General features: G+C 46.8%; 9 protein-coding genes. 3 read left to right on the top strand and 6 right to left on the bottom strand.

The genetic code is table 11. The features are described from left to right. Window positions 1-54 precede the first annotated feature (54 nt). The 3 genes from hrpA to cybB all read left to right on the top strand — a co-directional run bounded on the left by hrpA (window position 55) and on the right by cybB (window position 5,468). On the top strand, window positions 55-3,957 hold the full coding sequence (gene hrpA / locus QEN31_RS11315) for an ATP-dependent RNA helicase HrpA (protein ID WP_099949668.1): 3,903 nt from the start codon (window positions 55-57) through the stop codon (window positions 3,955-3,957). 63 nt (window positions 3,958-4,020) lie between these two features. Then, window positions 4,021-4,821, top strand: coding sequence for a YdcF family protein (locus tag QEN31_RS11320; RefSeq protein ID WP_001098498.1), 801 nt, complete (start codon window positions 4,021-4,023; stop codon window positions 4,819-4,821). A 116-nt stretch (window positions 4,822-4,937) separates the two neighbouring features. Further along, window positions 4,938-5,468, top strand: coding sequence for a cytochrome b561 (cybB, locus tag QEN31_RS11325; protein WP_000527273.1), 531 nt, complete (start codon window positions 4,938-4,940; stop codon window positions 5,466-5,468). 270 nt (window positions 5,469-5,738) lie between these two features. On the opposite strand, the gene QEN31_RS11330 is transcribed toward cybB, so the two are convergent. From QEN31_RS11330 to QEN31_RS11355, 6 genes are all read right to left on the bottom strand, one after another. Continuing rightward, window positions 5,739-6,401: a class I SAM-dependent methyltransferase gene (locus QEN31_RS11330; protein WP_001520112.1), complete on the bottom strand. Its 663-nt coding sequence runs from the start codon at window positions 6,399-6,401 to the stop codon at window positions 5,739-5,741. 463 nt (window positions 6,402-6,864) lie between these two features. Beyond that, window positions 6,865-8,415: a glycosyltransferase family 39 protein gene (locus QEN31_RS11335; protein WP_001520091.1), complete on the bottom strand. Its 1,551-nt coding sequence runs from the start codon at window positions 8,413-8,415 to the stop codon at window positions 6,865-6,867. Window positions 8,416-8,551: 136 nt separating this feature from the next. After that, entirely contained in the window at window positions 8,552-9,232 is a 681-nt protein-coding gene (locus tag QEN31_RS11340) for an amino acid ABC transporter permease (RefSeq protein WP_000560166.1), read from the bottom strand. Further along, window positions 9,229-9,960 carry an amino acid ABC transporter ATP-binding protein gene (locus QEN31_RS11345; protein ID WP_001196340.1) on the bottom strand — a complete coding sequence of 244 codons (732 nt, stop codon included), beginning with the start codon at window positions 9,958-9,960 and terminating at the stop codon, window positions 9,229-9,231. The genes QEN31_RS11340 and QEN31_RS11345 overlap by 4 nt, the downstream gene beginning before the upstream one ends. A 24-nt stretch (window positions 9,961-9,984) precedes the next feature. Further along, window positions 9,985-10,632, bottom strand: a complete 648-nt coding sequence (locus QEN31_RS11350) for an amino acid ABC transporter permease (RefSeq protein ID WP_000094453.1) — start codon at window positions 10,630-10,632, stop codon at window positions 9,985-9,987. Window positions 10,633-10,638: 6 nt separating this feature from the next. Beyond that, the gene (locus tag QEN31_RS11355) at window positions 10,639-11,400 is read right to left on the bottom strand and encodes a transporter substrate-binding domain-containing protein (protein WP_000949370.1); all 762 of its coding nucleotides are present in this window, start codon (window positions 11,398-11,400) and stop codon (window positions 10,639-10,641) included. Window positions 11,401-12,027 lie beyond the last annotated feature (627 nt).

Raw genomic sequence — 12,027 nt, forward strand, 5'->3', positions numbered from 1 at the left:
TATACCTATCATTTAAAACGATTTTAAACAGGCAGAATCCTGCCCAAGAGCTTTATGACTGAACAATCTACGTTGACGCTTCAGGTGTTACAGCAGCGGCTGGATGCACTGATGCTGCGCGACAAACAGCGCTTTGCGCGCCGCCTGCATGGCGTAAAGAAAGTAAAAAATCCTGATGCGCAACAGGCCATTTTCCAGACGATGGCGAAAGAAATTGAACAGGCTGCGGCGCAGGTCGCCCTCCGCGAAGCGGCGCGCCCCTCAATCACTTATCCGCAAAATTTGCCTGTTAGCCAGAAGAAACAGGACATTCTGGAAGCGATCCGCGATCATCAGGTGGTGATCGTGGCAGGGGAAACCGGTTCCGGTAAAACCACCCAGTTGCCGAAAATTTGTATGGAACTGGGACGCGGAATTAAAGGACTTATTGGACATACTCAACCGCGTCGTCTGGCGGCGCGCACCGTCGCTAACCGCATTGCCGAAGAGTTGCAAACGGAGCCTGGCGGCTGCATCGGCTATAAAGTTCGTTTCAGCGATCATGTCAGTAGCAACACCATGGTCAAACTGATGACGGACGGTATCCTGCTGGCGGAAATCCAGCAGGACAGGCTATTGATGCAGTATGACACCCTCATTATTGATGAAGCGCATGAACGCAGCCTGAATATTGACTTCTTGCTCGGCTATCTGAAAGAACTTCTGCCGCGTCGCCCCGATCTGAAAGTGATTATTACCTCTGCGACCATCGACCCGGAACGCTTCTCGCGCCACTTTAATAACGCGCCGATTATCGAAGTCTCTGGCCGAACGTATCCCGTAGAAGTTCGTTATCGCCCCATTGTGGAAGAGGCTGACGACACTGAACGCGATCAGCTACAGGCAATTTTCGATGCTGTCGATGAACTGGGGCGTGAAAGTCCCGGCGATATTCTGATTTTTATGAGCGGAGAGCGGGAAATCCGCGATACCGCCGACGCCCTGAACAAGCTGAACTTACGGCATACCGAAGTGTTGCCGCTGTATGCACGCTTGTCGAACAGCGAACAGAACCGCGTTTTCCAGTCGCACAGCGGACGCCGTATCGTGCTGGCGACTAACGTGGCGGAAACCTCGCTGACGGTGCCGGGTATCAAGTATGTGATCGATCCTGGCACTGCGCGCATCAGCCGCTACAGCTACCGCACTAAAGTGCAGCGCCTGCCGATTGAACCGATCTCACAGGCTTCCGCCAACCAGCGTAAAGGGCGTTGCGGGCGCGTATCGGAAGGGATTTGCATTCGTCTGTATTCGGAAGATGACTTTTTGTCACGTCCGGAATTTACCGACCCGGAAATTCTACGTACCAACCTGGCGTCGGTTATTTTGCAGATGACCGCCCTGGGGCTGGGTGACATTGCCGCCTTCCCGTTTGTCGAAGCGCCGGATAAGCGCAATATTCAGGATGGCGTGCGTTTGTTGGAAGAGCTGGGGGCGATTACCGCCGACGAACAGCAAACGGCATATAAGCTGACGCCACTGGGCCGACAATTATCCCAGTTGCCGGTCGACCCGCGCCTGGCGCGTATGGTTCTGGAAGCGCAAAAACATGGCTGTGTGCGCGAAGCGATGATCATTACTTCCGCACTCTCTATTCAGGATCCGCGCGAGCGCCCAGTGGATAAGCAGCAGGCTTCCGATGAGAAACACCGGCGTTTCCATGATAAGGAATCCGATTTTCTGGCGTTTGTTAACCTGTGGAATTACCTCGGCGAGCAACAAAAGGCCCTGTCGTCGAATCAATTCCGCCGTCTGTGTCGCACCGACTATCTGAACTATTTACGCGTGCGTGAGTGGCAGGATATCTATACCCAACTGCGTCAGGTGGTAAAAGAACTGGGGATTCCGGTAAACAGCGAACCCGCAGAGTACCGGGAAATTCACGTTGCGTTGTTAACGGGACTGTTGTCGCATATCGGGATGAAAGATGCCGATAAACAAGAGTACACCGGCGCGCGTAACGCCCGATTCTCTATTTTCCCCGGTTCCGGTTTATTCAAAAAACCGCCGAAATGGACAATGGTCGCAGAACTGGTGGAGACCAGCCGCCTGTGGGGGCGCATCGCTGCCCGCATTGAGCCAGAATGGGTGGAACCGGTAGCCCAGCACCTGATTAAACGTTCATATAGCGAACCGCACTGGGAGCGGGCGCAAGGCGCGGTGATGGCGACGGAAAAGGTTACTGTCTACGGTCTGCCGATTGTCGCCGCGCGCAAAGTGAATTACAGCCAGATTGACCCGGCGTTGTGTCGCGAGTTGTTTATCCGCCATGCGCTGGTGGAGGGGGACTGGCAAACCCGTCACGCCTTCTTCCGTGAGAATCTAAAATTGCGTGCGGAAGTCGAGGAACTTGAGCACAAATCTCGCCGCCGCGATATCCTGGTGGATGACGATACCCTGTTTGAGTTTTATGACCAGCGTATTAGCCATGACGTTATTTCCGCCCGCCACTTTGATAGTTGGTGGAAAAAAATCAGCCGCGAGACGCCGGATCTGCTCAACTTTGAAAAAAGTATGCTGATTAAAGAAGGCGCGGAAAAAATCAGCAAACTGGATTACCCGAACTTCTGGCACCAGGGCAATCTTAAGCTGCGTTTGAGCTATCAGTTTGAACCGGGCGCGGATGCTGACGGCGTGACCGTCCATATTCCGTTGCCGCTACTTAACCAGGTTGACGAGAGCGGTTTTGAATGGCAGATCCCAGGGCTGCGCCGTGAATTAGTTATTGCGCTGATTAAATCGTTGCCAAAACCGGTACGTCGCAACTTTGTTCCGGCGCCAAACTATGCTGAAGCGTTTTTAGGTCGCGTAACGCCGCTGGAGCTGCCGCTGCTGGACGCTCTGGAGCGTGAACTGCGCCGGATGACCGGCGTCACGGTCGATCGGGAAGACTGGCATTGGGATCAGGTGCCCGAGCATCTGAAAATCACGTTTCGCGTGGTGAATGACAAAAACAAGAAACTGCAGGAAGGGCGTTCGCTCGCCGAGCTTAAAAATGCGCTGAAAGGCAAAGTGCAGGAGACGCTCTCGGCGGTGGCGGATGACGGCATCGAGCAGAGCGGGCTGCATATCTGGAGTTTCGGCGGGCTGCCGGAAAGCTACGAACAGAAACGCGGTAATTATAAAGTGAAGGCGTGGCCGGCGTTAGTGGATGAGCGTGACAGCGTCGCTATCAAATTGTTTGATAATCCGCTGGAACAACAACAGGCGATGTGGTGCGGTTTACGCCGTCTGTTGTTGCTCAATATTCCTTCACCGATTAAGTATCTGCATGAGAAATTGCCGAATAAAGCCAAGCTGGGACTGTACTTTAACCCGTACGGCAAAGTACTGGAGTTGATTGATGACTGTATCGCCTGCGGGGTAGATAAGCTGATAGATGCCAACGGCGGACCGGTGTGGAGCGAAGCAGGTTTCACCGCGCTGCACGAAAAGGTACGCGCCGAGCTGAATGATACTGTGGTGGATATCGCGAAGCAGGTCGAGCGGATCCTGACGACCGTATTCAATATCAATAAGCGTCTGAAAGGGCGGGTGGATATGAGCATGGCGTTGGGGCTTTCCGATATCAAGGCGCAGATGAGCGGTCTGGTATACCGTGGTTTTGTGACTGGCAACGGCTTTAAACGTCTCGGCGATACGCTGCGTTATCTGCAGGCAATTGAAAAGCGGCTGGAGAAACTGGCTGTCGATCCGCACCGCGATCGGGCGCAAATGCTGAAAGTCGAAAGCGTCCAGCAGGCGTGGCAACAATGGATAAATAAATTGCCTCCAGCGCGTCGCGAAGATGATGATGTTAAAGAGATCCGTTGGATGATTGAAGAACTGCGTGTCAGTTATTTCGCCCAACAGCTCGGTACGCCTTATCCTATTTCCGATAAGCGTATTTTACAGGCCATGGATCAGATTACGGCCTAAAAAGCCAGGCGACGACGTCTTTCAAAGCGATCCGGTACAAGTTCGGAACAAAAAGGAGGAATTATGAATACAACGCCATTTCCGGCGCTCTCTGCGGAAACATTGCTGGCGGTGAATACCGTCGGACAGTGGCTGGCGCAAAATGATTTTTCCGGCGAACAACCTTATTCGTCGGATTGCGTCGTCCTGGCGGGCAATGCGGTGATCCCCACTATCGACGCGGCCTGTCGCATCGCCAAAGCGCAAGGCGTTCCTTTACTGATTAGCGGCGGTATAGGTCATTCGACGCCGTTTTTGTACGCCGTGATTGCCCGGCATCCGCGCTACCACACTATTCGCACAAGCGGACGCGCTGAAGCCGCGATCCTTGCGGATATCGCGAACCAGTTCTGGCATATTCCGGCTGAGAAAATTTGGCTGGAAGATCGGTCAACTAATTGCGGCGAAAATGCCCGTTTCTCCTGCGCACTGATCCGTCAGGCGAAAGAAAACATTAACACGGCTATCGTTGTGCAAGACCCCACCATGCAGCGGCGCACTATCGCGGCATTCCGGCGCGTGACAAACGACGACACCGATGCGCCGCGCTGGCTGAGTTTTCCTGGTTTTGTTCCGGTACTGCGCCACCTTAATGACGGTACACGTTTTGCCAATGTTGAAGAGGGCATCTGGACGGTGGAGCGTTATCTGTCTCTGATTGCCGGCGAGCTGCCCCGTTTGCGTGACGATGAAACAGGGTATGGACCGCGTGGTAAAGATTTTATCATTCACGTTGATATCCCACGCGATATTGAAAACGCATGGCAGGTATTGCAGGCAGATACTACGCTGCGCAGTGCGTTAGGACAGAGAGCTTTACGCTAAAAATCGCCCGTTTGCGAGGGTGAACGGGCAAGTGCGACCACCATTTCATAAATTTGATGAATTATTTATAAAAGCTGGTTATGTTGTCGCTTTACGGCTTTCATTCAGGACGCGCTATGGGCAATAAGTATTCCGGCCTGCAAATTGGTATTCACTGGTTAGTCTTTTTTCTGGTTATTGTGGCTTACGCCGCGATGGAGCTGCGCGGTTTTGCGCCGCGTAGTTATCGGCCCTGGTTTAATATGACGCACGTTTCATGTGGTATCACTATTTTGCTTTTAATGGTGGCACGCTTGTTTATTCGGCTGAAATATCCCACGCCGCCCATTGTTCCTCGTCCAAAACCGATGATGACCGGAATGGCGCATTTAGGACATCTGGTGATTTACCTGTTATTTATCGCGCTGCCTGTTATTGGTCTGGTCATGATGTATAACCGCGGTAATCCCTGGGTCGCATTTGGCATTACTATGCCCCATGCCGCCGAAGCTAACTTTGAACGCGTAGATATGCTGAAATCCTGGCACGTCACGCTGGCGAATCTGGGCTATTTTGTTATTGGACTTCATGCCATCGCTGCTTTGATGCATCACTATTTCTGGAAAGACAATACGCTGTTACGGATGATGCCGCGTAAGCGTGACTGACCGTCCTGTATGACGTTTGCTTCAGGCGGGGTTAACTGCTTAAGGCAAACAAGGCATCTATCAGAGGGGATGGCGTATTCCATACAGAAAACGCCTGCGTCTAACCAGGACCCGTGACGCAGGCGAAGGAGGACGGGTCTACATCGGAAGCGGGTATTATACTTATTTGTATGACAAATAAAATAAGCAATTACTATTCCGTAATCCAATGTTTAATCAACGGGTTAAACCCACATGATCGCGCTGCCGACCGCTCGGAAGTGCCTGTACTTACGATGAGCGTGGCGTAGTGGCGGAAAATAGCGCAACGGCGCCATGTTGCTCCAAAGTCACCTTAGCGAAATGTTCGTCCAACACGCTGCGTAACGTATCGGCTGAATCATTGGTATTACTGAATATTCCTTTCTTGTTATAAACAGCCATTAATTTCTTACCAAAAGCATTGTGAGGAACCTCTTTGCCCAGAATCGTGGCGCCAAAAAGTGTGCCGCCGGGTTTAAGCGCCATACCGGCATTTTTAATTGCCTTCGCTTTTGTTGTCATCTCACCAGGTAAGCAGTGCAGAAGATAGTACATCGAAACGGAATCGAAGCGCCCGTGCCAGTCCGCCGGGAACGTGTCGAAAACATCGTGTTGTAGTGTGGCGCGGATTTTCGTATTACCCACTCGGCTGGCGGCTATTTTCAGGCTATCCGGATTTAAATCCATCAGCGAAATGGCATGAGTCGCAGGTGCATGTTTCAGGTAATAACCTGTACCTACGCCAATATCCAGGTGAGTCTCGCCCATGTGATGCAGGAAGAAAGGAAGTAGTCGCGTATCAGTAGGACACTTCCAGGCATATTTGTTTGAGATATTGAGTACCCACCAGTCATATAAGCTAAGCGTGAATGGGTTATAGACTTTTGCGCCTGATTGTTGTGTATGCTTCATTGTTCTCTCACTAAATAATTTCGCGCTGGAATTAAAACAACGAAGCAATCGTTAGGCAAGCATTAATCAGGTGAGTGAGTAATTTAATGCGACGAATAAAGGCGATATTATGAATTAAGCGGTTATCTTAAAGAATATAGAGGATAATAATAGCTGATAAATGAATTGAACAGTCATATTATTATAAGCTGATAATTAATAATCGTTGATGTACGCGTATTAAGCCCTTTGATAATAACAATGCAATTAAATGCAGGAAGAACAATATTTATTCAAACACATAAAGCGATTATTGCACATTAATTGATATTTTAAATGTTACGCTGAGATAGCCATCTTTATTTAATATCACCTACCTGGAGGCGATATGATTGAGGTTTTTGAAGCGTTTGGCTGGACCTTACTTTTAGGCGGTCTGGCAGTGGCAGTACTGTTTATCACTGCACTGGATAGAAAACGGTAATCATTGCATTTGACGCGCCTGTTGAGTTGGTATTACAAATAATTGTACCTGAAATCTACCACTTCTGAATTTTGCGATATTTTGCCATTCTGACGGCAAGGGGTAATCCTGACTAAAGTTACCGCCGCTTACCAACCAGACACGATGGTAACTTTTTGAAAGCGTTGTCAGAGTATCAATATATGTCTGATCGGCTTGCGCATAAAACAGTGAACCAAAGCCATAGGCATTCGGTCTGCCTGATGTTCCGTGTGCGTTAGGCGGTGTATAAAGAAACGTACGATAATCTCGCTTATTATAATACACATAACTTAAATAATCGAACATTTTACTGACTACCACGGCATCATTAGGCTGGTGACGGGTATTAATATAGTTTACCAGTGGTTTAAACTCGTCTATGTGCTCAGGGTTATTATGATATGAACCATAGCCGAATAATAAGGTGAATAAGATAAACCAGAAGCCACAAACCGCTTTTTTTGCGCGGGTAAGTAATACCGCGAGCAGGGGAGGAATGCTCAGCGATGAGAAGAAGAAATAACGATCGATAAATAACGGCATCCACCAGGAAATGATGAAGACCAGCATTACAGGGATGACCAGATTACAAAATAATATCAGCTGATATCTTTCATATTCTCCGTTGCATAAAGATATTCGCCCCACAGTACCGATAAAACCTCCTACAGCCAGCCACAGAATGAACGACGGAAAACCCTGTCCGTTGTTTCCGGTAAAAAAATGCCAGTACATCGCAGGCAGGTCACGCCATGTTACGGGGGGAATCCAACCGATATCATTACCGGCTCTCAACTGCGCCAGATGAGTCAGTAAATTAAACAATACGGGCAACCAGGGGAGATAAGCGACAGCAATCGCCAGGTTAGCAAACCACCAGCCAGGAAGTTTAAGGTAGCAGGCCGTTTTATGGCTTTGGCAGGATAATATTGTTACTGCGATCCAGTGGGCAATAAGTGTAAATAGGGTGAAATAATGGGTGTAAAAGCTGAACGTCATAAGTAAAGCATACGCGACAAGATAGCGATTATGGGTGGGTGTTTTTATCCACATCATCAATGCTAACGCGGCAGCGAGCGTTAGCATTCCCATTAACGCGTACATGCGCGTTTCTTGACTGTAATGGACTGCCATCGGCATCAGGGCGGCGAACCATCCCGCCAATAAGGCTGTACGTTCATTTGCCAGCCATCGCGTAAGCGCGATAACCAGCACAACTGTCAGGATCCCAAAGAGTAGACTGAGAGAGCGTACCGCTGCAATGCTATCACCCCATAATATCATCCAGTCATGCAGTAACAGATAATAAAGCGGAGGATGCACGTCAAAAGCGGCATGGAAGAGCAGATTATCTACGCTATGTCGACTAATCAGCACGCTGGACGCTTCGTCACACCAAAGGTAGCGGTCAGTTAAAAACAGCAACCGTATAAGGACGGAGAATATGACAATGAGACAAACATGATATTTATACTTTATTTTTCTTAACCCATCGCCGGGCTGCCATATTGATAGTTGTGGTAGCGCCATAATATCCTCAATGGAGTAAGACTTAGACCAGAATGGACATCTAACGCAATAATGAAGGTTAAAATCTTAATCAACGCTAAATAAAAATAACTTTGATAATGTCAGTGGTGAATTAATCAGAATAGTGCAGTACAACTCAGTAACCCTGACCGTAATGGCGAAGCAGTCTATGCTCTAAAAACCGGGTCAAACCGACGATAAAGGTAACGCCAATAAGATACACTATGGCGGCAAAAAGGTAAGCATGGAAGAATTTAAAGCTGGTTGCAGCAACCTCCTGAATTCGCGCGAAAAACTCAGTATATTGGATAAGAAAAACGATGGTGCTGTCTTTAAGGTTATTAATCACCTGATTCGTTAAGGCTGGAATGGAAGACAGCAATACCTGAGGCAGTATAATCCACAAAAAGACCTGCCGTTTGTTCAACCCCTGAACGACTGCTGCCTCCGTTTCATACTTATTCAATGCGTTATAGGCCGTTGTCATGTACGCGGCATTATATGCGCCGACATTCAAGGTAAAACCTGTAACCGCCACGGTAAAAGAGGACAGGTGAATGCCAGATTGAGGTAAACCATAATAGATAACAAATAGAATAAGAATGAGTGGCGTACCGATAAAGAAATCCATGTACAGTCGAGTTATGGCTTTTACCACGGGGCGATGGCTCAGGCTCAGAAAGAAAATAATAATTCCCCACAAAAAACCGGTGATGGAAACAATCAGCGCAAGTTTACAGGTTTCTTTAATACCGTCCACAACAAGTGGCAGTTGTTCAGTCAGGTCATTAAAGAAGAGAGACCAGCCAGCGATCATCGTTGTGCCTCGCTAAAAAAACAGTGGATATCTGGATCCGTTTCTCGTAAGGCAAGATCGGTAAAAGCGCCTTCTGCACGAATTTTGCCATGATTAAGAAACGTTACGTTATCGCTTAGTAATCTGGCGAGGCGAATATCATGAGTGACGCATAATATAGTGACGCCATTGTCGTGAAGTTGCTTGATCAACATTCCGACTTCACGAGTCATGAGCGGATCAAGCGCAGACGTCGGCTCATCAAAAATAATGAGTTCTGGGTCGGTGACCATTGTTCGGGCCAGGGCGACGCGCTGTTGCTGGCCGCCCGATAATTGCGAAGGGTATTTCGCGCTATGCGAGGCCATATCAAGTTTTTGTAGCTCATGTAAGGCTTTCTCCCGGGCTAGTTGTCCCGGCATGCCAAACACTTTACATAGGGCAAGGGTAATATTATCCATGACGTTAAGATGGCGATACAAAGCGTAATTCTGGAAGACACAACCAACTTTTTTTCTGAACTCAAGAATAGTAAATTCTTTGTCGTAAATATTTTTCCCGTGAAAATAAATATTGCCATAATCAGGTTCTTCTAATCGAAGCAGACAGCGTAAAAGCGTCGTTTTTCCACAACCTGATGGCCCCATGACTACTTTCATGTCTCCCGATTGAATTTTCAGACTAACCGTATCAAGAACCTTTTTTCCTGAATATTCCTTACTTATCTCTTTTAGTTTCAGTAAAGCCATGAGTATCACCTCTATTTTTATGGTTCAACTGATGCGATATTTTTTCTCAAACACTCCGGCCAGAAGAGTAAATACTTTATAAATAATGAAATATAATACCCCGGCAAGAGTATAAATCTGTAACCCGTTCAGCGTGATGGCTGTCAGTGACATTGCCTGCTTCGTTATTTCAGCGATGCCTACAGTATAAGCAAAGGGCGTCGCTTTTAATACAGAAGAAAACTCATTGATAATACCGGGCACAGAAAATCGCAACATCTGTGGCAGTTCAATATTTATTATAACCTGTAATTGACGCATTCCTGCCACTTTCGCTACCGTTATTTCGAATGGCTCAACTAATTTAAGCGCCCCTCTGAACACCTCGGCAAGATAACTCCCGCTGATTAAGCCGACGCTGAGGTTCATGGCCACCAGTGGTGAAACATATATGCCAATCGATGGCAATCCAAAATAAACAAGAAAAACAGCAATAAGTATTGGAATTCCCCGAAGAATAAAGACCAGTACGTCGAGTATCTTCTGTAGTGGAAGAGGGGATAGTCGCCGTAATACGGCGACTGTAAGCCCGGTCAAAAACGCTGAGAGAAAACAGGTAAATGTTACAAGCAGCGTATTACCAATCCCTTCCAATAGGAAATAAAAGATAGCCAGCATATTACCTGATGACATAGCTTACTATTTCATCCAGCTATCGACAATGCCAGATATTTTTTGTGGCCCTTGCTCTTTAAGCCATAAGTTGAAATCATCGCGCACGGGAGAGCCTTTCTTAAAGGCAATGCCAAGCTGATCAACATTCTTGAAAACATAACGGCTTTCTATCGGCATCTTTTTCTTATTTTTGAAGGTAAAATAAACCGGCTCTTCTATAAAAGCCAGATCAAGATTGCCATTTTTTAGATCAGCCATCGTCTCATTATAGGTTGGATACAATTTTACTTTACTTAACGAGTAGTATCCTTTGGGCTCCAGATCGTTTTTGATAAGGTCGGAGTAAGCCATTCCTCGAGGGTATCCAATAGAATATTTATTTAATTCATTGAGGTTATTGAGCGTTATTTTATGATTGGCCATACTGACCAGATAAAAAGAGTTGATGTAATAAGGTTCAGAGAAATCAATAACTTTCTTACGTTTATCTGTGATTGAAATTCCCGAAAATGCTACATCTGCCTGACCACTCGCCACTGCGCCAAGCATTCCATCCCAGGCATATTCGGTGATGTTTAGCTTACAATGCCGTGACTGACAGTAAGACGAAAAAAGCTCCAGATCTATCCCCTGCAATTTGCCATCAGCACTTTTAAATAACATAGGGGGAGAGGCTGGTGATACTGCGACATTGAGTGTTCTCCCTTCAACGATGCTATCAGCAAACGCTGAAGACGACATTATTCCCAACACTATCATCGATAAGCCAAATTTTTTGGATAACATGCTATCTATTTCCTGTAGTAAGGTAATGCGTATTATAAATTAAGCATTAGGGCGTGAGCCTGACATTTGCAGGCGTAAAGTACTTAACGTTATGTATTCCATCGCTGTTAACTAATTTAATCAGGAGGTTTGACAGGAATCATCAAAGGGAATGGATTGAATATACCATAAGATATCAACTGGATATGAGTGCAGCGACACCATGAAAGGTGAAAATGTAAAGATACCATAGACATTAGTATACTGGACATAGTTTATGCTCCATTTACGCATACATATTTACATGATAAGCAGATAAATGCTTCAGTGACGGTGCCTTTCATGTCTCTAATTATCATCTTACCACTCTATCCAGGGCCAATATAAAGACTTATCTTTTCTTGTCAAATACATTTTTTGAGCTAAGTTGATTTGCGTGCTATCTATATTTGCAAGCATATAAATTATTTGTCTCATGAACAAACGACAACAAATCATGATTTCTGACGATGTTGTTATGTTTATCAAAACGTTAACTTGTTTTAATCGATGATAATCTTAATTCAGAAATATCTGAATATATACGGTTGTTGAGATAAAATTCTCAAATTAACATCGTACATCTTATGTAATAAATATAAATACGAT

Source organism: Salmonella sp. SA15303 (assembly GCF_029962125.1).
Taxonomy (GTDB): domain Bacteria; phylum Pseudomonadota; class Gammaproteobacteria; order Enterobacterales; family Enterobacteriaceae; genus Salmonella; species Salmonella enterica.